This is a genomic window from Brevundimonas sp. GW456-12-10-14-LB3, assembly GCF_059424365.1.
The window spans coordinates 152,705-173,053 of record NZ_JBWKZJ010000003.1; the positions used below are offsets into that span (position 1 = coordinate 152,705).

Here is a 20,349-nt window from a genome sequence, read left to right on the forward strand (position 1 = left end):
AACGGCCCCCGGATTTCTCCGGGGGCCGCTGAGGTCTTCGGGTCGTTTGGACCGTCGATTACTCGACGATCTTGGCCACGACGCCGGCGCCGACGGTGCGGCCGCCTTCACGGATGGCGAAGCGCAGGCCCTGGTCCATGGCGATCGGGGTGATCAGTTCGACGTTCAGCTCGGCGTTGTCGCCGGGCATGATCATCTCGACGCCTTCCTTCAGCTTCACGATGCCGGTCACGTCGGTCGTGCGGAAGTAGAACTGCGGACGATAGTTGGTGAAGAACGGGGTGTGACGGCCGCCCTCTTCCTTGGTCAGGATGTAGGCCTCGGCCAGGAACTTGGTGTGCGGGGTGATCGAACCCGGCTTGCACAGAACCTGACCGCGCTCGACGTCTTCACGCTTGGTGCCGCGCAGCAGAACGCCGACGTTGTCACCGGCTTGACCCTGGTCCAGCAGCTTGCGGAACATTTCGACGCCCGTGCAGGTCGTCTTCTGGACCGGACGGATGCCGACGATCTCGACTTCTTCACCGACCTTGATGATGCCCTTCTCGACGCGACCGGTCACCACGGTGCCGCGGCCCGAGATCGAGAAGACGTCTTCCACCGGCATCAGGAACGGCAGGTCCACCGGACGTTCCGGCTGCGGGATGTAGCTGTCGACGGTTTCCATCAGCGCCAGGATGCGCTGTTCGCCGATCTCCGGGTTCACGCCGTCGGTCGCGGCCTTGGCCGAACCCTTGGTGATCGGGATCTCGTCGCCCGGGAACTGGTACGAGCTCAAGAGCTCGCGCACCTCCATCTCGACCAGCTCCAGCAGCTCTTCGTCGTCGACCAGGTCGACCTTGTTCATGAAGACCACCAGGGCCGGCACGCCCACCTGACGAGCCAGCAGGATGTGCTCGCGCGTCTGCGGCATCGGGCCGTCCGCGGCCGAAACCACCAGGATCGCGCCGTCCATCTGCGCCGCGCCGGTGATCATGTTCTTCACATAGTCGGCGTGGCCGGGGCAGTCGACGTGCGCATAGTGACGGTTCGCCGTCTCATATTCCACGTGCGCCGTGTTGATCGTGATGCCGCGCGCCTTCTCTTCCGGCGCGGCGTCGATGTCGGCGTAGTTCATCGCCTTGGCGCCGCCGGCCTTCGCCAGCGTCATCGTGATCGCCGCCGTCAGCGTCGTCTTGCCGTGGTCAACGTGACCAATCGTGCCGATGTTGCAGTGCGGCTTCGTGCGTTCGAACTTTTCCTTGGCCATGGCCAAACTCCTGATGGCCCGGGTTGAGGGGCGCGATGCTGATCTAAAAACCTGGAGCGGGTAGACGGGATCGAACCGACATCCTCAGCTTGGAAGGCTGCTGCACTACCATTGTGCTATACCCGCGCGGAGACTGCGGAAGTTCCGGGGAACGCCGCAGCCGATTCCTCTCCGTCGTCCTGATCCGTCGTGTTCGAAGGCGCGTGGTGGGGGAAGAAGGACTCGAACCTTCGAAGCTTACGCAGGGGATTTACAGTCCCCCCCCTTTGCCGCTCGGGACATTCCCCCAACGCGCCTTGTCGAACCGCCGGACCCCTCGTTCCGCCCATAATCAAGCGGGACGAAACAAAAGCCTTCGGCATGTCGCCTCCTCTGCGATAGAGGGGGCGCCCAGACCCGAAAGCCCTTGGGGCTCCAAATCGGAGGGCGTCTTATAGTGTCGTCGAAATCAGAACGCAACGACCGTAGAAGCGGTAAAAAACCAATCCCCGCAAACCGGTCTTCCGGCCCGCGGGAAAAGGTCCAAAAGCCTGTCGCACAAGGCTTTTCCGGCCGAGACGACGCGAGCCGAACCCCGCGTTCGCCCGATCGCGGCAAGGCGGACGCCGATAATTTTCTGTGGGGCCGTCACCCCGTCCTCGCCGCCCTAGCGAATCCGGCGCGGCGCGGCATGGGCCGGTTGCTGGCCACGCCCGAGCGCGCCGCCGAAATCGAGGAGGGCCGATTGGCGCACGGCCACAAGATCGAAGTGGTCGAGGGCCAGATCCTGACCCGCATGCTGCCGCCCGGCGCCGTCCATCAGGGCCTGGCCTTCAAGGTCCAGCCGCTGGAAGGAGTGTCGCTGGACGATCTGGCCGATCCGGCCCAGGGGGTCATCGTGATGCTGGACCAGTTGACCGATCCGCAGAACGTCGGCGCCATCTTCCGCTCCGCCTTGGCTTTTGGGGCTCGGGGGATCGTCGTTCAGGATCGCCATGCGCCCGCCCTGGCCGGCGCCCTGGCCAAGGCGGCGGTCGGCGCCACCGAACGCCTGCCCCATGCGCGAGTGACCAATCTGTCGCGCGCCCTGGAAAGACTGGCGGATCTGGGCTGGCGCGCGGTCGGCCTGGACGGTTCGGCCGAGCAGACGCTGGAAGAGGCGCTGGACGCCCAGCCGACGGTCCTGGTCATGGGCTCCGAAGGCGACGGCATCCGCCGGCTGGTGGCCGAACATTGCGACGTCCTGGCCAAGATCCCCATGCCGGGCGGATTCGAGAGCCTGAACGTCTCCAATGCGGCGGCCGTGGCGCTTTATGAGGCTGCGCGCGCGCAACGCGGCTGACAGACGGCGCGGGCGAGGTTAAGGAGCGGCCATGGAATTCCTCTCTTCTCCCGAACTCGCCAGCCAAGCGACCGCGCTGGGCCAGGTTCTGCTGATGGATCTGGTCCTGGCCGGCGACAACGCCGTCGCCGTGGGCCTGGCCGCCGCCGCCCTGCCCCAGGAGCAGCGCAAGAAGGCCATTCTGATCGGCCTGGCCGCCGCCGTGGTCATGCGCATCGGCTTTGCGTTGATCACCGTGCAGCTGCTGGCCCTGGTCGGGCTGCTGCTGGCGGGCGGTCTTCTGCTGCTTTGGGTCTGTTGGAAGATGTGGCGCGAACTGCAGGAGCAGCGCACCCACGATCAGGCCGAGGCGGAAAAGGAGCTGGAGCTCGCCCTGAGCATCGAGCACGGCACCGGCCCCTCGCCCGAAGAGCTGGGCGTCAAGCGCAAGTCCTTCGGCGCCGCCCTGCTCCAGATCATGATCGCCGACATCACCATGTCGCTGGACAATGTGCTGGCCGTCGCCGGCGCCGCCCACGAACACCCTTGGATCATGGTCTTCGGCCTGATCCTGTCCATCGCCCTGATGGGTGTGGCGGCGACCTATATCGCCCGCCTGCTGCACCGCTTCCGCTGGATCGGCTATTTCGGTCTGGTCGTGGTTCTGTACGTCGCCCTGCATATGATCTGGGACGGCGCGCGTCAGGTGGTGGTCCGCACCGGCCATATGGATGAGTTCAACGCCTCGGCGCCGGCCTTCATCGAGATAAGTCCCGAGGAAGCGGCCAAACACATGGGCCAAAAGCGGACCGAGGACAGTTCCGCCCCTGCGCCCGCCGCCCCGACTGCGTCCGCCGCATGACGGTCGCGACGGTCGATGTCGAAACCGCCGCCGCCTGGCTGCAAGCGGGCGAAGCCGTGCTGATCGACGTGCGCGAGGCGGACGAGTTCGCCGCCGCCCACGTCGAGGGCGCGATCCTGGCCCCGCTCAGCGCCATGCCCGCAGCCTGGCAGGCGCTGGACCTTCCGGCCTACCGCAAGATCGTGGTCATGTGCCTGAAGGGCGGTCGCAGCCATCAGGTCTGCGCCTTCATCGGCCCGACCGGGCCGGAGGGTCAGCCGCTGTTCAACCTGACCGGTGGGATCCAGGCCTGGTACGCCGCCGGTCTGCCGATCATCGAGGGTTAGTCGGCCTCGGCGAACTGGTCGTAGGCGCGCAGGGCGTCGGCGGCGTACATCAGGGCCGGGCCGCCGCCCATATAGACCGTCATGGCCATGACTTCGGCGATCTCGTCGCGCGTCGCGCCCAAATCCTTCAGCGCCTTGGCATGAAAGCCGATACAGCCGTCGCACCGCTGGGACACGCCGATCGCCAGGGCGATCAGCTCCTTGGTCTTCTTGTCCAGGGCGCCGTCGGCGGTCGCCGTCTTGGCCAACTCCGAAAAGGCCTGCATCGGCCCCGGCTGCGCCCGGCGCAGTTCGCCGATATAGGCCGAGATGTCGCGCGTCAGCGCCGTATAGTCCTTGGCCATGGCGGCCTCCTTTTCAATTTCGATTTTTATGATATGATCGAAATATGAAATGTAAAGACGCGCTCGCCGGCGATCTATCCGAGGCCCTCCCCCCAAGGGCTGACGAAGCCGCCGCCTTTTTGAAAGGCTTGGCCAATCCGCACAGGCTGCTGATCCTTTGCGCCCTAGCCCAAGGCGAGCGCAACGTCTCGACCCTGATCGCCGAGACGGGGATCGCCCCCACCTCCATGTCCCAGCACCTGTCCAAGCTGAAGGACGAGGAGGTGGTCGATTACCGCCGGGACCACCGCACCCTGACCTACTTCATCGTCCACCCGGCCGCAGTGGAGATCATGACGGTGCTCTACACCCACTTCTGCGCCAAGGATTGACCATGATCGCTACACTCTCTCCCCGTCAGGCGCAGGAGTGGCTGGCCTCTGGCCAAGCCGTTCTGATCGACGTTCGCGAACCGGCGGAGTTTTCGACCGTCCACATTCCCTATGCGATGTCGGCGCCGCTGGCTCAGGCGGCGGCGGCGCTGGGCGCGATGGACCTGCCGTCTGACCGCAAGATCATCTTCCAGTGCCAGAAGGGCGGACGCGGCGGACAGGCCTGCGTTGCGGTAGGCCGTGTGGCGCCGGGCGGCCAGCCGGTCTTCAATCTGGAAGGCGGCATCGAAGCCTGGGAGGCGGCGGGCCTGCCCGTAGTCGGCGCGACCGCGGGTGCGCCACGGCTGTCGATCTTCCGCCAAGTGCAGATCGCCATCGGCCTGTTGGTGACCGCAGGCGTGACGGCGGGCTTTCTGATCCACCCCGCCGGCTTTGTCGTCGCCGGATTGTTCGGCGCGGCCTTGGCGACCGCAGGCGTCACCGGCTGGTGCGGACTGGCCCTGCTGCTGAACCGGGCGCCGTGGAATCGCACTTGAGGCGATTTCAGGCCTCCGCCCCGCCGAAGCGTTCGGACCATTCCGCCACCTGGGCGTCTTCGATCTTGGCGAACAGCACGCCCTGAGCCTCGACCTTGCCGCCGACCGGCAGACGGTTCAGCAAGTCCTCGTCCGCTGCGGGCCAGCTGAGATCGGTCGAGCCGACCGAGGCGGCGATCTTCTCAGCCGAGAAGGGCAGAATCGGCGCCGCCAAACGGGCGAACAGGGCCACCAGGTTCAGGCCGGTGCGCACGCCCACCGCCGCCCGGTCGCGGTCGGTTTTGAGGGCGGTCCAGGGGGCGGCGACCTGCAGATATTCGTTGCCCAGCACCCAGGCGGCGCGGATGGCGACGGCGGCCTTGCGGAACTCCATCGCCTCGAACTGTTCGGTCGCCTCGGCCACGGCGGCCCGGATGTCGGCCTCCAGCTGGATCTCGACCGGACCGGGTTCCCCGCCCTCCGGCACGACGCCGTCGAACTTGGACTCGGCGAATTTGACGATCCGATTGACGAAATTGCCCAGAACGTCGGCCAGATCCTTGTTGGTCGAGGCCTGGAAATCCTCCCAGGTGAAGGCCGAATCCGCGTGCTCCGGCCCATAGGCCGTCAGGCGCCAGCGCCAGTAGTCGGCCGGCAGCAGCTCCAGCGCCTGGTCCATGAAGACGCCGCGCTTCTGGCTGGTCGAGAACTTGCCTCCGTACCAGTTCAGCCAGTTGAAGGCCTTCAGCTGATCCACCGTCTTCCACGGCTCGCCCGAGCCGATGATGGTCGCGGGGAAACTGACCGTGTGAAAGGCGACATTGTCCTTGCCCATGAACTGGACGTAGCGGACGTCGTCCGCCCCCTCGTCCAGACGCCACCAGTCGCGCCAGGTCCGGCCCGTAGCCTCGGCCCACTCCTCGGTCGCGGCTATATATTCGATGGGGGCGTCGAACCAGACGTAGAAGACCTTGTCCTCCATGCCCGGGCGGGGGAAGCCGTCCTTGGTCACCGGCACGCCCCAGGCCAGGTCGCGGGTGATGCCCCGATCGATCAGCCCCTCGTCCAGATGCTTGTAGGCGATGGACTTGGCCAGGGTCTGCCAGCCGGTCTTGCCGTCGACCCAGGCGCGGATCTGGGGCTCGATCCGGGTCTGAAGCAGATACAGGTGGCGGGTGTCACGTACCTCCAGATTCCGGGAGCCCGACACTGACGAATAGGGGTCGATCAAGTCGGTCGGGTCCAGCAGCCGACCGCAGTTGTCGCACTGATCGCCGCGCGCGCCGACATGGCCGCAGTGGGGGCAGGTCCCCTCGACATAGCGGTCGGGCAGGAAACGGGCGTCGTCGATCGAATAGATCATCCGATCCACCCGCTCCTCGATCAGGCCGTTCTTCTCCAGCGCCTCCGCGAAATGCTGGGTCAACCGATGGTTCTGCGGGTTCGAGGACCGGCCGAACCAGTCGTAGCTGAGGCCGAAGGCCTGGCCGGCGGCCTTCTGGATCTCGTGCTGCTCGTCGCAATAGGTCCGCACGTCCTGACCGGCGGCGGCGGCGGCGAGTTCAGCCGGGGTGCCGTGCTCGTCGGTGGCGCAGATATAGAGGACCTGATGGCCCTGGGCCCGCTTGAACCGCGCCCAGACGTCGGCCGGCAACATCGAGCCCGCCAGATTCCCCAGGTGCTTGATGCCGTTGATGTAGGGCAGCGCCGAGGTGATGAGGATGCGGGCCATGATCGTCCAGGAGTTCGGGGAAGCGCAGGGATATAGATCGGCGGCGCGGTTTCCTCAAACGCCTTGCGGCAGACGGCGCGCGATACGGATGAATCGCCCCGTCAACAGGGTCGAGGAGGCAAGGCTGGCGATGACCACCGCCCACACCAAGCCGTTCACGCCCATTTGGTGCGCCAGGACCCAGCCCAGCGGCATCATGACAGCCCCATAGGCGGTGAAATGCAGGATGGTCGGCCACCAGACGTCGCCCGCGGCGCGGTTCGCCTGGGCGGCCACCACCTGGATGCCGTCCGCTACGAAGAACAGGGTCGCCAGCGCCAGTGCCGGGGCGGCGATGGCCAAGAGCGCCGGGTCGCGGTTATAGGCGCCGACGATCAGATGGGCGCTGGGCCAGACCGCCAGGGCGACGACGAAGGTCAGGGCCGTGACGACGCCCAGGCCGACCAGACCGGCCCGCAACACCCCTCGGCCATCGCCGGCGCCATAGCTGCGGCCCACCAGCACCGCCGTCGCCGAGGACAGCCCCATGGGCAGCATGAAGACGATGGCCGAGACGTTCAGCACCACGGCCCAGGCCGCCGTCTCGGCCGCGCCGATCTGGCCGGCGAAGAAGGTGAAACCGGAAAAGGCTCCGACCTCGATAAAATAGGAGGCGCCGGCGCCCAGGCCGACCTTGACCTGTTCCCGCGCGGCCTGGGGATCGCGTTCGGGCTTGTCGAATACACCCAGGGCGCGCGCCTCGGGCAGGCGCAGAATATAAACCACCAGAAAGAGCGCCAGGGCCGCCCGCGCCCCGAAGGTCGCCCAGGCCGAGGCGAAGGCGCCGTTGAAGCCGATCCCCAAAAGATCCGGCACCAACAGCAGGTTCAGCGTCAGATTGACCCCATTGGCGACCCACATGGCGACCATGCCGGGCTTGGGCCGCCCCAGGGCTTCCAGGAAGAATTGGCCCGTCACCGAGATCAGATAAAAGGGCATGGACAGGGCGAAGACGATCAGGGCGGGGCTCGCCCCCTCGGCCAGACCGTCTTCCAGGCCCATCTTGCCGAGCCCCCACGGACCGATCGCGATCAGGGCGATCATGGAGACCACGCCGATCTGCAACGAATAGGTCATGCCCCGGCGCAGCACCGAGCCGACCGCGTGCCGCCGTCCCTCGCCCAGCATCCGCGCGGTCATCACCTGAACGCCCAGCATCAGACCGACCGCCGTCGTCACGACGATGGAGGTGGGCGCCCAGGCCAGAGAGTGGAAGGCCAGTTCGCGGCTGGAGAAGTTGCCCACGACAATGGCGTCGGTCAGCCCCATGGTCATGATGCCGATCCGCGCCAGGATGACCGGCCAGGCCAGGTGCAGCAGGTCGTGGAAGGCGGTGCGGGTCTGGGGGCTGAGCGCGATCATCGGAGGCGGCACAGGCCATGCGGGATCGTCGGGGTCAACTCCCAAAACCTCCGGGGTCTTGGCTACCAGGCGCCCAGTTCACGCAGTTGACGGACCAACTCCTCCGGCGCCTCGCCGGCGTCCAACGTATCCAGATCAGGCGGGACGTCCTTGGGCTCGAAATAGCGCCAGCCCTGGAAGGGCCGCCGCGCCAGGGGCGCCGTGCGGATCACCCGAGGCTCCAGCTTGATCTCGCACCGGCTCTGCTTGCCCTCGCCCAGGGTCGCGATGTCCAGAACCGGCTGGCGACAGACGACCACGCCCTTCACCACCCAGTACAGCGACCCGCCGTCCTCGATCTCCGCAGCGCGTTTGGGCGTCATCCGGGTGTGGACCACCAGAGGACCGCCCTTGGCGGCGCGGCGTTCCAGCCATTCGACGTCGGAAACCCCGACGCCCAGCTTGATGATGTGAAGCGGCATGGCGACCACGTAATCTCCCCTAGAGGTCTTGGCCAGTTTCTCTTTACGCTCAAGCTTTAGGCTTCGTCTGGCGCCTGATTATTCACGGCGCAACGGAACGCTCATGTACGGATTGATCACACGCCTGACGGCGTATCCCGGCCGCCGCGACGAGTTGGCGCTTCTGCTGACGGACCCGGCGGTGAAGAAACACGGATGCCATTCCTACGTCGTCGCCCACGACCTGGCCGACGCGGAAACCCTGTGGGTGACGGAGGTCTGGGTCGATCAGCCCACACACCAGTCCTGGAGCCGGGACCTGCGCGAAAGCGGGGCCTGGCGGGCCATCTACGGCCTGATGGCCAAGATGGAAGACCCCATCCTGACCCGCCCCCTGGGCGGGATCGGGCTTTGAACCGCAGTCAGTCCGTCGCCTTGACCACCGCCAGCACCGCCGCCTCGACGACCTGATCGCCGACGGCGGCGACGCTTTCGACCACCCCGTCGAACGGCGCGGTCAGGGCGTGCTCCATCTTCATCGCCTCCAGCACCACGAGCGGCTGGCCCTTGGTCACGGCGTCGCCCGCCTTGACCGGGGCGGCGACGACCTTGCCGGGCATGGGGGCGCGAAGGGAGCCGTCGGAAACGGCGCCTGCCGACCCGGTTCGCGGCGCGCGACGCGACACCTCATAGGCGTCACCCTGATAGAAGACGACGAAGCCGCCATCAATTTCGGGGCCGTAACGGACTAAAGGCTGGCCACACAGATAGCCTCCCTGATGCGCCGTCCCGTTGATGAAGAAAGCGTGCTCCGTCACCGGCAACGCATTGAGGCGAAAGCCGACCGCGCCATACTCAGTGTCCCAGGTATCGGCCGGGTTCACAGATCTGGATCTCCACAGCAAATCGCTGGCGTCATTGATGACAGCTTTGGAGACCATCGGGTGGGACAACGCCCCCTCCTCCGCCGCGATGAACCCGGTATCCACATCCCCCGCCACAAAGCGAGAATGGTCCAGGCAGCGTTTCAGGAAGCCCGCATTGGTCTTGACCGGCCAGACCTCGACCTCGCCCGCCGCCTCGGCCAGGCGCGCCGCAGCCGCCTCGCGGGTGTCCTCATGGACGATCAGCTTGGCGATCATCGGGTCGTAGAACTGGCTGACTTCGCCGCCCTGCTCCACGCCCGTATCGACCCGAATCCCGTCCGGCATGACGAAATGGTCCAGCCGCCCAATCGACGGCAGGAAGCCGGTCGCCGGATCTTCGGCATAGAGGCGCGCCTCCATGGCCCAGCCGTTCAGGCGGATCTGATCCTGCTTCAGCGGCAGGGGCTCGCCCGCCGCCACCCGGAACTGCCATTCGACCAGGTCGACGCCGGTCACGCTCTCGGTCACCGGGTGCTCGACCTGAAGCCGGGTGTTCATCTCCATGAACCAGACGCCGTCCGCCTTCAGCCCGTCCGAGGCGTCGGCGATGAATTCGATCGTCCCGGCCCCGACATAGTTGACCGCCTTGGCCGCCTTGATCGCCGCGTCCGTTACAGCGGCGCGCACGGCCTCGCTCATGCCCGGCGCCGGCGCCTCTTCGATCACCTTCTGGTGGCGGCGTTGCAGGGAGCAGTCCCGCTCGTACAGATGCACGACCTCGCCGTGCCGGTCTCCGAACACCTGCACCTCGATATGGCGCGGGCGGGTGATGTAGCGTTCGATCAGCACCCGGTCGTCGCCGAAGGCGGCCGCCGCCTCGCGCCGGGCGCTGGCCAGGCCGGCGGCGAAATCGGCCGGATCATCGACCCGTTTCATCCCCTTGCCGCCGCCGCCCGCGACCGCCTTGATCAGCACCGGATAGCCGATCCGCGCCGCCTCGGCCGTCAGGGTCTCTTGCGACTGGTCCGCGCCCTGATAGCCGGGCGTCACCGGCACCCCGGCCTGGATCATCAGTTCCTTGGCCGCGTCCTTCAGCCCCATGGCCCGGATCGAGGCCGGGTCCGGCCCGATCCAGATCAGCCCCGCCGCCGCCACCGCCTCGGCGAAGTCGGCGTTTTCGCTCAGGAAGCCATAGCCGGGGTGGATGGCCTCGGCCCCCGTCGCCTTGGCCGCCGCCAGCACCTTGGCCCCGTCCAGATAGCTCTCGCGCGCCGGCGCCGGCCCGATCAGCACCGCCTCGTCCGCCGCCCGCACATGCAGGGCCTGGGCGTCGGCCTCGGAATAGACGGCGATGGTGCGAATCCCCATCCGCTGGGCGGTGCGGAAGACGCGACAGGCGATTTCGCCGCGATTGGCGACAAGGACGGACTTGAACATGCCCCGGTCTTAGCCGGATCGTGCGCCCCTGCCCAGCGGTTCTCCCCGGCTGCGACGGCGAGGCCTTGCGCCCCGCGCCAGACCGGCTATCCCGGCCCCATGTCCCTGCGCCCCCTCTTCGTCACCCAGGTCTATGAAGCCTCCCTCGCCGAGGGACGCGGCTGGCCCGCCTTCAACGCCCAGCTGATCGAGGTGGTCCGGATGATGGCCGAAGAAGACGCCGCCGGCCGCCGCTGGTGCCGCGACAACGCCTATCGCGGCTACACCTCCTACGCCTCTCTGAACGACCTGCCCCAGCGCTTCCCCGAGTTCGCCGAGCTGAAGCGCCACCTGGACCGCCACGCCCTGGCCTATGCCCAGGCGCTGAATTTCGATCTGGCCCGGAAGCCGCGTCTGGACAATCTGTGGGTCAATATATTGAAGCCCGGCGGCGGCCACACCAGCCATATCCACCCCCACGCCTATCTGTCCGGCACCGTCTATATCGACGTGCCCGACGGCGCCTCCGCGCTGAAGCTGGAAGACCCCCGCCTGCCCTTCATGATGGCCCGCCCCGGCGTCACCGACGACGCCCCTGAGGCCGAACGCCCCTTCGTCTATCTGCGGCCCCAGGCCGGGACGGTGCTGATGTGGGAAAGCTGGCTGCGCCACGAGGTGCCGACCAACCAGGCCAAGTCCGACCGGATTTCGATCAGCTTCAACTACGCCTGAGGCGCCCCGTGGGCGACACGGACCTTCCCCCGCCTGCGGGGGAAGTGTCAGCTCGTCGAGCGCAGCGAGACGGCTGACGATGGGGGAAGTCTTCCTTTTTGGCGACACTTCCCCCTCCGACCCTGGTCCGCTACGCGGACGCCGGGGATGGTCTCCCCCGCAAGCGTGAGAGGGTCTTTCGCCTATGCCGAGCGTGGGGGCGATCCGCATCGTGCGGCGTCCAGAGCCCCTCCACCCCCGCGCAAGCGGCGCGGCGGTCCCCCTCCCCGCAGGCGGGGAGGAGACGGTGCGACGGCCCTTGCCTGTCTCCTCCCCATGAAATGGGGACGCAGCGCGACGCGAAGCGGCGTGACGGAGGGTGATGGATTGGGGTGGGCTTGCGCGTGAGGGGAAGTAACTTCAATCTCAGCCTATGCAAGACACAGAATTGGCAGATAAGCCTTACCCCCGCGCTTTCATCTCCTATTCGTGGAGCTCACCAAGTCATGAAACTTGGGTTTTGGCTCTAGCCCAGCGCCTACGAGAGGACGGGGTCGATGCGATACTCGACAAGTGGGATTTGAAACCCGGGCACGATTCCAATCAGTTCATGGAGCAGATGGTAACCGACCCAACCGTAACAAAGGTTTTGCTGATCTGCGACCGCATCTATAGCGAGAAAGCTGATGGGAGATCAGGAGGGGTTGGAACTGAAAGCCAGATAATATCTCCGGAAATTTACGGGAAAGGCTTTCAGAACAAATTTGCTGCTCTAACCACAGAGAATGACTCAGAAAACAAAGCCTACGTACCAACTTTTTACAAAGGACGAATCTACTTCGACTTCTCAGCGGACACCATCTACGAGCGAAGCTACGACGAGCTGTTAAGATGGATTTTTGACAAACCCCTTTACGTGAAGCCGCCTGTTGGAAAGAAGCCAGGCTACCTGACCGGTCAGGCAAAGCCAGCTCTCCCTGGGTCGTCGGCTCTAAAACGGGCTGAAGAAGCTCTTCGAACGGGATCTGGTTCAGCAATAGGGTCGCTGAGAGAATTTTCTGAACAGTTCGCAGCCAATCTAGAGACCTTCAGACTGGTCCCTGTCGCTGACGAGCCCTTCGACGATCTTGTTGCATCGTCAATTACAGAATTACGCTTGGTCGTTGATCAACTTTATGCGGCACTCACGGCGTTTGCACGATACAGCCATGCGCCGGCACCATTTACTTGGTACCTACGCCTTCTCGAGAACGTAAATCAGTTTTGCTTTCGGCCAGAAGATGTGAATAGCTGGCAATCAAATCAGTTCGACAACTTTCGTTTCTTGGCGCATGAGACGTTCGTTGGCTCATTCGGAATTCTTCTTAACGAAGAACGGTTTGATCTCGCCAAGGAAATGCTAACTTACCGATACCTGTACCGTGGAGATACTGACAGCGGGCCCGTCGCTCATTCATATACAGGCTATGGACATTCAATTTCCTCACTCGAGGAAAGAGAAAAGCGGCTAAAATTAAATCGCACTAGCCTGCATGCCGACATTTTGCGGGAACGATACGCATCTCACTCACCATCTTTTACAGTATTCATGCAATCAGAATTCACACTATACATTCGCTCCGCCATTCTTGACCAAGGCGGTTACGATATTTGGTGGCCACAAAGTCTAGTATACGCCGCAAGACAATACCATCCATTTGAAATTTATGCGCGATCCGAATCGCTTGCATATTTCAACAAAATAAAAGATATACTTTCTGTGAATAGTCCTGATGATCTACGACAAAAAATATCAACCGTCGAAGAAAATAAGTACCTTGTTCCAAGGTATAATTATAGCCGCCTAGATTTAAAAAGACTGGCAAATTCAGAGGCCATCGGAACTCAACCTTGAACTTTTAGCTGCATCAATGCACCCGCGCCTTCCCGATCTCCAACCCGCCCTCGCCGGCGGTGACGGCAATCACCCCGCCGTCTTCGATCTCGCCGGCCAGCAGCTTGCGCGCAATCGGGTCCACCAGCTCCTTCTGGATCACCCGTTTCAGCGGCCGCGCCCCATAGGCCGGGTCGTAGCCGCGGTCGGCCAGCCAGGCCAGGGCGGCGTCGTCCAGGTCGAGCGTCATGCGGCGGTCGGCCAGCAGCTTTTCGAACCGTGACAGCTGGATCCGCACGATCCCGCCCATCTGGTCGCGGCCCAGGCGGTGGAACAGGATGATCTCGTCGATCCGGTTCAGGAACTCGGGCCGGAAGTGGGCGCGGACGGCGTCCATGACGAAGGGGCGGACGGCCTCCACATCCTCGCCCTCGCCCTGATCGGCCAGATACTGGCTGCCCAGGTTGGAGGTCATGATGATCAGGGTGTTGCGGAAGTCGATGGTCCGCCCCTGCCCGTCGGTCAGGCGGCCGTCGTCCAGCACCTGAAGCAGCACGTTGAAGACGTCGGGGTGGGCCTTTTCGACCTCGTCGAACAGGACGACCTGATAGGGGCGGCGACGCACGGCCTCGGTCAGGGCGCCGCCCTCGTCATAGCCGACATAGCCGGGAGGGGCCCCGATCAGGCGGCTGACGCTGTGCTTCTCCATATATTCCGACATGTCCAGCCGGGTAATGGCCGCCTCGTCGTCGAACAGGAAGTCGGCCAGGGCCTTGGTCAGTTCGGTCTTGCCCACGCCGGTCGGGCCCAGGAACAGGAAACTGCCCAGGGGCCGGTTGGGGTCGTTCAGGCCGGCGCGGGCGCGGCGCACCGCGTCGGAGACGGCGGCGAGCGCCTCGTCCTGGCCCACCACGCGGGCGGACAGGGCCTCCTCCATCTTCAGCAGTTTTTCGCGCTCGCCCTCCAGCATCTTGTCGACCGGCACGCCGGTCCAGCGGCTGACGACGGCGGCGATCTGTTCGGCGTCGACCACCTCGGGCGTCAGGGGGCCCTTTTTGTCGGCCTCGTTCGCCTCGGCCTCGCCCAGCTGTTTCTCGATCTGGGGGATCTGGCCATAGGCGATCTCGGACGCGCGACCCAGGTCGCCGGCGCGCTGGGCGTTGGTCAGTTCCAGACGCAGACGGTCCAGGGTTTCGCGCAGCTGGGCGCCCTGGCCGACCTTTTCCTTCTCGGCCTTCCACTGGGCGGTCAGGTCGTCGGACTGGCCTTCCAGATCGGCGATTTCGTCCTCCAGCTTCTCCAGCCGGTGTTGAGAGGCCTGGTCGGTCTCCTTCTTCAGGGCCTCGCGCTCGATCTTCAGCTGGACCAGGCGGCGGTCGATCTCGTCCAGGGCCTCGGGCTTGGAGTCCACGGCCATGCGCACGCGGCTGGCGGCCTCGTCGATCAGGTCGATGGCCTTGTCCGGCAGGAAGCGGTCGGTGATGTAGCGGTTCGACAGGGTGGCGGCGGCGACGATGGCGCTGTCGGAAATGCGGACCCCGTGGTGGACCTCGTACTTCTCCTTCAGCCCACGGAGGATCGACACCGTGTCCTCCACCGTCGGTTCGGAGACGAAGACCGGCTGGAAGCGGCGGGCCAGGGCGGCGTCCTTTTCGACGTGCTTCCTGTATTCATCCAGGGTGGTGGCGCCGACGCAGTGCAGTTCGCCGCGCGCCAGGGCGGGTTTCAGCAGGTTGGAGGCGTCCATGGCGCCGTCGCCCTTGCCGGCGCCGACCAGGGTGTGCATCTCGTCGATGAACAGGACGATGCCGCCCTCGGCCGCCGAAACCTCGGAAAGCACGGCCTTCAGCCGCTCCTCGAACTCGCCGCGGTATTTGGCGCCGGCGATCAGGGAGCCCATGTCCAGCGCCATCACGGTCTTGTCGCGCAAGGATTCGGGCACGTCGCCGTTGACGATGCGCAGGGCCAGGCCCTCGACGATGGCGGTCTTGCCCACGCCGGGCTCGCCGATCAGGACGGGGTTGTTCTTGGTGCGGCGGGCCAGGACCTGGATGGTGCGGCGGATCTCTTCGTCGCGGCCGATGACCGGGTCGATCTTGCCGTCGCGGGCGGCCAGGGTCAGGTCGCGGGCATAGCGTTTCAGGGCGTCGTAGCCGTCCTCGGCGGCGGCGCTGTCGGCGGTCTTGCCCTTGCGCACCTCGGCGATGGCGGCGTCCAGCTTGTCGGCGGTCACGCCGGCAGATTTCAGCACTTGGGCGGCGGTTCCGCCCTCCTTGGCCAGGGCCGCCAGCAGGCGTTCGGTAGTGACGAAGGCGTCGCCGGCGGATTTTGAGGACTCTTCGGCGGCGGCGAAGACGCGGGCGGTGTCGCCGTCCAGATAGAGCTGGCCCGAGCCGCCGGTGACCTGGGCGCGCTTCTTCAGCGCGGTTTCGACATCGGCATCGGCGCGGCGGGCGTCGCCGCCGGCGGCGGTGATCAGGTTTCTGGCCAGACCGTCGCGCTCCTCAAGCAGGACCTTGAGCAGGTGTTCGGGCGCGAACTGCTGGTGACGGCGGGCCAGGGCCAGCGACTGGGCCGACTGGACGGCCTGTTTGGCGCGGTCGGAATAGAGATCGAGATTCATAGGTGTCCCCTCATCAGGCGGATTTCGCCCGCGCCGCCCTTTCAGGAAGCGACGACACGGGTCTGTGAAATCCAGATGGTGTGACCCGTCGGGCACACAAGGGGTGGCGGGCGGGAGATTTCACCCCGCCCGCGCTTCGCCGTCATGTCTCAGCCGCCGGTCGGGCCGGTCGAGAAGTCGAACTGTTCCGGCTGGCGGCGCGGCCCGCCGAAGTTCCAGGTCAGGCCGACGTAGAAGGCCCGCAGCTTGATGTCCTGCTCCGAGCGTTCGCGGAACTGCGGCGTCTCATAGATCGTCGTGGTGTTGAAGGTGTTGAACAGGTCGCGCGCGGTGAAGTTGAACGACAGCTGCTCGTTCAGCTTGCGGCGATAGCCGAGATTGACCATGCCGCCGGCCTCGCGCCGCCCCTGGGCCAAGAGGCTGTCGCCCTGCCAGAAGCTGGACAGTTGGACGAAGTCCTTGGCCGTCGGCTGCCAGTTCAGGCTCAGACGTCCGCTGGCCAGGGTCGCCTCGCGGTCTCCGCCGCCGACCACGGCGCCCGAGTCGATCTCCTGACGGAAGACATTGACCCCGGCGCTGTAGCGCAGGGTCGACAGCAGCCGCCCATTCGCCGTCGCCTCGACCCCCACGTCCTGGCGCGAGCCCAGGTTTTCGGGCCGGGTCAGGAAGACGCCGCCGCCGATGTCGGTCGCCACGTCGGTAAAGGCCTTGTCGGTGTTCCGCAGATAGGCCGTCGCCTGATAGAAGCTCTGGCCCTTGCGCATCTGCCACATGGCTTCGAAGCTGTCGGTCTCCTGCGGCTCCAGGTCCGGATTGCCGGACCGGACGTTCAACGGGTCCTGATAGGCGACGAAGGGGTTTAGCTGGCTGGGCTGGGGCCGCTGGATGCGGCGCGAATAGCTGGCGCGCAGGGTCTGTTCGGCCGACAGCTGATATTGCAGATGGGCCGTCGGATAGGCGCGGAAATAGTCCTGGGACGCCGAGGCGCCGCCGGTCAGGTCCTTGATCTCGATGTCCGCCTGCTCCAGGCGCAGGCCCAGCTGAGCCGACAGCTTCTCGCCCAGAGGACGTTCGTAGGTGGTGTAGAGGGCGTGCACCGTCTGCTCGGCCTCGAACCGGTTGTTCAGGGCTGGGACGGGCGTCAGGGCGGCCTCGGACGGGCCACGCAGGAAGCCGGCGTCCTGCTCGGGCCGCTGAAGGTTCAGCTCATAGCCCAGGCGCAGCTTGCCGCCGTCCGACATCGGGCGGGTATAGGCGCTGGTGAAGCCCCAGGTGACCTGATCGACCTCAGTCCGAGTGCGCTCGTACAGGGCCGCCGCCGCCGGCGTCAGGAAGGTGGTCAGGGCCTGGCTGGTGTTTTCATTGCTGTTGGAATCGTAGCGCAGTTCGTTGGACCATTCATGGCCGTCGCCGTCGAAGCGGCGCAGCACCCGGGCCGTGGCGCCCCAGTTGGCGAAGTCAAAGTCCGACGATCCCTCGCGCCGATAGGCGTTCGTCACCGCCCCTCCCGCGTTGCGTGTTTCGAACAGGCTGGAGGCCGAGCCTGTGCCGTCGAAGGCCACGCCGCGCAGCTCGCCGGTGATCTGGGTCTTGTCGTCCAGCTTGTATTCGGCGGTGAAGCGGCCGAAGGCGCCGTTCTGCTCGGACTCGATCGGCTGATCGACGGTGGTGGTCGCGACCACGGCGCCGGTCGTCGGGTCCAGTTGCTCGCGTGTCCGGCTGAAGCTCAGCTCCGTCGGATCGGAGCGGTAACTGACGTCGCCCGACAGGGTCAGCCGGTCCTTCTGCCAGGATCCGCTGAGGCCGGCGTTCCAGCGGCCGTTGTCGCCGACATTCGCCCGCACCGAGCCGGTGGATTGCGTGCCCGGCTTGGGCGCCGTCGGCTTGGTAATCAGATTGATGACTCCGCCCGACCCCTCGGGGCTGTAGGCGGCCGAGGGGTTGGTCATCACCTCGATCCGGGCATATTGGCTGGCGGGCAGTTGGATCAGCGCCTGACCGCGGCCGGGGCCGGTCAGAATGCCGGACGGGCGGCCATCGACCAGTATGGTGACATTGGCGTCGCCGCGCAGGGAGACATTGCCTTCCGGGTCCACGTCGACCGAGGGGACGTTGCGCAGGGCGTCGGCCAGGCTGCCGGTGGTCGCCTGCAGATCATTGGCCAGGCTGTAGCTGACGGAATCGATCGAGGTGCGGACGTCGTCGGCGCGCGCCGTCACCGTGACGTCGCCGACCGTCGCCGGTTTGTCAGAGGCGGCCGGCGCCTGCCCGGCCGGCGTCTGGGCCGGTCTCTGCTGAGCAGGCGCGGGCGTCTGCGACGGCTGCGGCGTTTGCGCTTGGGCCAGGGCGGCGGCGGGCAGCACGGCCCAGGCCGCGCCGAGCAGCAGAACGAGTTTGGACGACGTCATCCCCGATGATCCTGAAGGTGCGGCGGACGGCTTCCGACGCTTATCGATAATCGTTGCGTATCGAGCCTGCTTTGCAATGCAAAGTTACATCTTGGACAGGTCCATTACACCTTCGTCATGCTTGCTCCGAAAGCGATGGGTGACGCGCGCGAAGCGGCGCGTTAGCGTGTCGCCGCATCGAGAGTTGGAGCCTGCGCCTTGCCCCTGAACCTGACCCGTCGTCGCGCCCTGGCCGGCGCCCTCCCGCTGAGCGTCGCGGCCCGCCCGGCTCTGGCCTGGAACGCCGCCAACGACGATACGGCCCTGGCCGAGGCGGTCGACGCCTATGTGAAGAAGGCGATGGCCGCCTGGCCCGACCAGCCCGCATTGGGAATCGCCGTGGTCAAGGACGGCGCCGCCGTGCTGACCCGCGGCTATGGGGTGAAGGTTCAGGGCAAGCCGGCCGTCGCCGATGAACACACCCTGTTCGCCATCGCCTCCAACACCAAGAACGTCACCGCCGCCGCCCTCGCCATTCTGGTCGATGAGGGCAAGGTCAAATGGGACGCGCCGATCAAGACCTATCTGCCCGATTTCCGGCTGGTCGATCCTTACATCACCGACCACATCACGGTTCGCGACACCTTGAGCCACCGCGCCGGTTTCGGCCTGGGCGCCGGCGATCTGCTGTTCTGGCCCAACAGCGACCGGACCCGCGCCGAGGTCTTGGCCCAGGCCGCCTTCGTGCCGATCGAGGACGGGTTCCGCGCTCGATACCATTATTGCAATCTGATGTTCGTGGTCGCGGGGGCGGTGATCGAGGCCGTCTCGGGCCAGACCTGGGAAGACTTCATCCAGACGCGGATTCTGGACCGCGTCGGCATGAGCGAGACCGTGCCCCTGGCGCGCCTGGCTGACCCGGCCAAGTCCGCCCTGCCCCACGGCCGGGTCGGGCCGCCGCTGCGCTATCAGGGCGCCATGACTCCGATCGCGGATTCGATCGTGGAGGTCTGGAATTGGGACTCGGCCGCCGCAGCCGGCGGAATCTGCACCACCCCGGCCGACTGGGCCAAATGGATCGCAGTGCGCCTGAACGACGGGCGGCTGCCCGACGGGACGCGCCTGTTCTCCGAAGAGTCCGCCAGGGAAATGTATCGCCCCAACATCATCGTCGGCAACTCGCCGGGCCCGACGGCGGAATTGCCCAACCGCTCCATCGCCTCGACCTACGCCTTGGGCCTGCAGGTTCAGGACTATCGCGGCGAACGGCTGATCAGCCACGGCGGCGGATCGCCCGGCGGCATTTCCGCGACCGTTCTGATCCCCGGCCGCAAGGTTGGGTTCAGCATCTTCTCCAACGCGGAAGAGAGCTTCCTGCTGCGGGCTCTTCGCTCAGGCATCGCCGACATCTGCATGGGCAAGATCGACAAGGACTGGATCGCCGATTCCAAGCGACTGGAGGCCGAGGGCAACGCCAAGTCCGTCGCGGCCGCCGCCGAGATCGACGCCAAACAGGCGGCGGGCGCGCCGCCCTCCATGCCTCTGGACGCCTATGCCGGAACTTGGCGGGATCCCTGGTATGGCGACATCGTCATCGCGCCCAAGACCCGAGGGCGGGGGCGCGACCGCAAGCCGGGCTTGTGGCTGACCTTCACCCACACCCCGGCCCTGCAAGGCTGGTTAGAACCCTATGACGGCGAGACCTTCCGCACCCGCTTCCCGGACAAGCGGGAGGAAGACGCCTTTGTGACTTTCGACATCCAGACCGCCAAACCCGCCACGGCGACGATGAAGGGCGTCTCGCCGGACATCGACTTCTCCTACGATTACCAGGATTTGAGACTGACGCGGATTTGAACGTTCGGCCTGTGACCTAGGCGCGCAAGGGCGGAACGCCTAGAACCAGCAAACGCTGTCCTTCCATCAACCCAAA

17 protein-coding genes and 2 tRNA genes are annotated in these 20,349 nt (G+C 65.7%); 9 read left to right on the plus strand and 10 right to left on the minus strand.

What is annotated here, in order from left to right; translation table 11 throughout:
- Window positions 1-58: 58 nt before the first annotated feature.
- From tuf to AC07XS_RS02585, 3 genes are all read right to left on the minus strand, one after another.
- Complete coding sequence (gene tuf, locus AC07XS_RS02575; protein ID WP_054765980.1) at window positions 59-1,249, minus strand: elongation factor Tu; 1,191 nt, start codon at window positions 1,247-1,249, stop codon at window positions 59-61.
- 52 nt (window positions 1,250-1,301) lie between these two features.
- A tRNA-Gly gene (locus AC07XS_RS02580) sits at window positions 1,302-1,375 on the minus strand.
- 78 nt (window positions 1,376-1,453) lie between these two features.
- A tRNA-Tyr gene (locus tag AC07XS_RS02585) sits at window positions 1,454-1,537 on the minus strand.
- 148 nt (window positions 1,538-1,685) lie between these two features.
- Here AC07XS_RS02585 and rlmB point away from each other — a divergent pair.
- From rlmB to AC07XS_RS02600, 3 genes are read left to right on the plus strand one after another with little or no spacing between them, the layout of a single operon-like run.
- Complete coding sequence (gene rlmB, locus AC07XS_RS02590) at window positions 1,686-2,570, plus strand: 23S rRNA (guanosine(2251)-2'-O)-methyltransferase RlmB (RefSeq protein ID WP_321208129.1); 885 nt, start codon at window positions 1,686-1,688, stop codon at window positions 2,568-2,570.
- Window positions 2,571-2,601: 31 nt separating this feature from the next.
- Window positions 2,602-3,411, plus strand: coding sequence for a TerC family protein (locus tag AC07XS_RS02595; RefSeq protein ID WP_182714797.1), 810 nt, complete (start codon window positions 2,602-2,604; stop codon window positions 3,409-3,411).
- Window positions 3,408-3,737 carry a rhodanese-like domain-containing protein gene (locus tag AC07XS_RS02600; RefSeq protein WP_182714798.1) on the plus strand — a complete coding sequence of 110 codons (330 nt, stop codon included), beginning with the start codon at window positions 3,408-3,410 and terminating at the stop codon, window positions 3,735-3,737. The genes AC07XS_RS02595 and AC07XS_RS02600 overlap by 4 nt, the downstream gene beginning before the upstream one ends.
- On the opposite strand, the gene AC07XS_RS02605 is transcribed toward AC07XS_RS02600, so the two are convergent.
- The gene (locus AC07XS_RS02605) at window positions 3,734-4,081 is read right to left on the minus strand and encodes a carboxymuconolactone decarboxylase family protein (protein ID WP_054766191.1); all 348 of its coding nucleotides are present in this window, start codon (window positions 4,079-4,081) and stop codon (window positions 3,734-3,736) included. The two genes, AC07XS_RS02600 and AC07XS_RS02605, sit on opposite strands and share 4 nt — an antisense overlap.
- Window positions 4,082-4,125: 44 nt before the next feature.
- Between AC07XS_RS02605 and AC07XS_RS02610 the strand changes: the two genes are divergently transcribed.
- Together AC07XS_RS02610 and AC07XS_RS02615 are read left to right on the plus strand one after the other, a co-directional pair.
- Window positions 4,126-4,452, plus strand: a complete 327-nt coding sequence (locus AC07XS_RS02610) for a metalloregulator ArsR/SmtB family transcription factor (protein ID WP_182714799.1) — start codon at window positions 4,126-4,128, stop codon at window positions 4,450-4,452.
- Between the two features lie 2 nt (window positions 4,453-4,454).
- Complete coding sequence (locus AC07XS_RS02615) at window positions 4,455-4,988, plus strand: rhodanese-like domain-containing protein (protein WP_182714800.1); 534 nt, start codon at window positions 4,455-4,457, stop codon at window positions 4,986-4,988.
- A 7-nt stretch (window positions 4,989-4,995) separates the two neighbouring features.
- Here the strand turns inward: AC07XS_RS02615 and metG are convergent, their stop codons facing one another.
- The 3 genes from metG to AC07XS_RS02630 all read right to left on the minus strand — a co-directional run bounded on the left by metG (window position 4,996) and on the right by AC07XS_RS02630 (window position 8,561).
- Entirely contained in the window at window positions 4,996-6,699 is a 1,704-nt protein-coding gene (gene metG, locus AC07XS_RS02620) for a methionine--tRNA ligase (RefSeq protein WP_182714801.1), read from the minus strand.
- Window positions 6,700-6,753: 54 nt separating this feature from the next.
- Window positions 6,754-8,100, minus strand: coding sequence for an MATE family efflux transporter (locus AC07XS_RS02625; protein WP_182714802.1), 1,347 nt, complete (start codon window positions 8,098-8,100; stop codon window positions 6,754-6,756).
- 62 nt (window positions 8,101-8,162) lie between these two features.
- Window positions 8,163-8,561, minus strand: coding sequence for a DUF1489 domain-containing protein (locus tag AC07XS_RS02630; protein ID WP_182714803.1), 399 nt, complete (start codon window positions 8,559-8,561; stop codon window positions 8,163-8,165).
- A 103-nt stretch (window positions 8,562-8,664) separates the two neighbouring features.
- On the opposite strand from AC07XS_RS02630, the gene AC07XS_RS02635 reads away from it, so the two are divergent.
- Window positions 8,665-8,955 (plus strand): antibiotic biosynthesis monooxygenase family protein, encoded by a 291-nt coding sequence (locus AC07XS_RS02635; RefSeq protein ID WP_182714804.1) that lies wholly within the window; start codon window positions 8,665-8,667, stop codon window positions 8,953-8,955.
- A gap of 7 nt (window positions 8,956-8,962) precedes the next feature.
- Here the strand turns inward: AC07XS_RS02635 and AC07XS_RS02640 are convergent, their stop codons facing one another.
- Entirely contained in the window at window positions 8,963-10,843 is a 1,881-nt protein-coding gene (locus AC07XS_RS02640; RefSeq protein WP_182714805.1) for an ATP-binding protein, read from the minus strand.
- Between the two features lie 99 nt (window positions 10,844-10,942).
- Between AC07XS_RS02640 and AC07XS_RS02645 the strand changes: the two genes are divergently transcribed.
- Window positions 10,943-11,554: a TIGR02466 family protein gene (locus AC07XS_RS02645; RefSeq protein WP_182714806.1), complete on the plus strand. Its 612-nt coding sequence runs from the start codon at window positions 10,943-10,945 to the stop codon at window positions 11,552-11,554.
- 412 nt (window positions 11,555-11,966) lie between these two features.
- The gene (locus AC07XS_RS02650) at window positions 11,967-13,427 is read left to right on the plus strand and encodes an SEFIR domain-containing protein (protein WP_182714807.1); all 1,461 of its coding nucleotides are present in this window, start codon (window positions 11,967-11,969) and stop codon (window positions 13,425-13,427) included.
- Window positions 13,428-13,440: 13 nt separating this feature from the next.
- Here AC07XS_RS02650 and clpB read toward each other — a convergent pair whose 3' ends face one another.
- Window positions 13,441-16,029: an ATP-dependent chaperone ClpB gene (gene clpB / locus AC07XS_RS02655; protein WP_182714808.1), complete on the minus strand. Its 2,589-nt coding sequence runs from the start codon at window positions 16,027-16,029 to the stop codon at window positions 13,441-13,443.
- Between the two features lie 149 nt (window positions 16,030-16,178).
- Window positions 16,179-18,437, minus strand: coding sequence for a TonB-dependent receptor domain-containing protein (locus AC07XS_RS02660; protein ID WP_182714809.1), 2,259 nt, complete (start codon window positions 18,435-18,437; stop codon window positions 16,179-16,181).
- A 198-nt stretch (window positions 18,438-18,635) separates the two neighbouring features.
- Between AC07XS_RS02660 and AC07XS_RS02665 the strand changes: the two genes are divergently transcribed.
- A complete protein-coding gene (locus AC07XS_RS02665; RefSeq protein ID WP_182714810.1) occupies window positions 18,636-20,273 on the plus strand; it encodes a serine hydrolase in 1,638 nt (545 codons plus the stop codon).
- Window positions 20,274-20,349 lie beyond the last annotated feature (76 nt).

Coding starts and splice junctions, on each gene's coding strand:
- metG (WP_182714801.1), bottom strand. CDS start 6,699: ATGGCCCGCATCCTCATCACCTCGGCGCTGCCCTACATCAACGGCATC.
- clpB (WP_182714808.1), bottom strand. CDS start 16,029: ATGAATCTCGATCTCTATTCCGACCGCGCCAAACAGGCCGTCCAGTCG.
- tuf (WP_054765980.1), bottom strand. CDS start 1,249: ATGGCCAAGGAAAAGTTCGAACGCACGAAGCCGCACTGCAACATCGGC.
- AC07XS_RS02650 (WP_182714807.1), top strand. CDS start 11,967: ATGCAAGACACAGAATTGGCAGATAAGCCTTACCCCCGCGCTTTCATC.
- AC07XS_RS02605 (WP_054766191.1), bottom strand. CDS start 4,081: ATGGCCAAGGACTATACGGCGCTGACGCGCGACATCTCGGCCTATATC.
- AC07XS_RS02640 (WP_182714805.1), bottom strand. CDS start 10,843: ATGTTCAAGTCCGTCCTTGTCGCCAATCGCGGCGAAATCGCCTGTCGC.
- AC07XS_RS02625 (WP_182714802.1), bottom strand. CDS start 8,100: ATGATCGCGCTCAGCCCCCAGACCCGCACCGCCTTCCACGACCTGCTG.
- AC07XS_RS02660 (WP_182714809.1), bottom strand. CDS start 18,437: ATGACGTCGTCCAAACTCGTTCTGCTGCTCGGCGCGGCCTGGGCCGTG.
- AC07XS_RS02635 (WP_182714804.1), top strand. CDS start 8,665: ATGTACGGATTGATCACACGCCTGACGGCGTATCCCGGCCGCCGCGAC.
- AC07XS_RS02645 (WP_182714806.1), top strand. CDS start 10,943: ATGTCCCTGCGCCCCCTCTTCGTCACCCAGGTCTATGAAGCCTCCCTC.
- AC07XS_RS02630 (WP_182714803.1), bottom strand. CDS start 8,561: ATGCCGCTTCACATCATCAAGCTGGGCGTCGGGGTTTCCGACGTCGAA.
- AC07XS_RS02600 (WP_182714798.1), top strand. CDS start 3,408: ATGACGGTCGCGACGGTCGATGTCGAAACCGCCGCCGCCTGGCTGCAA.
- AC07XS_RS02595 (WP_182714797.1), top strand. CDS start 2,602: ATGGAATTCCTCTCTTCTCCCGAACTCGCCAGCCAAGCGACCGCGCTG.
- AC07XS_RS02610 (WP_182714799.1), top strand. CDS start 4,126: ATGAAATGTAAAGACGCGCTCGCCGGCGATCTATCCGAGGCCCTCCCC.
- AC07XS_RS02615 (WP_182714800.1), top strand. CDS start 4,455: ATGATCGCTACACTCTCTCCCCGTCAGGCGCAGGAGTGGCTGGCCTCT.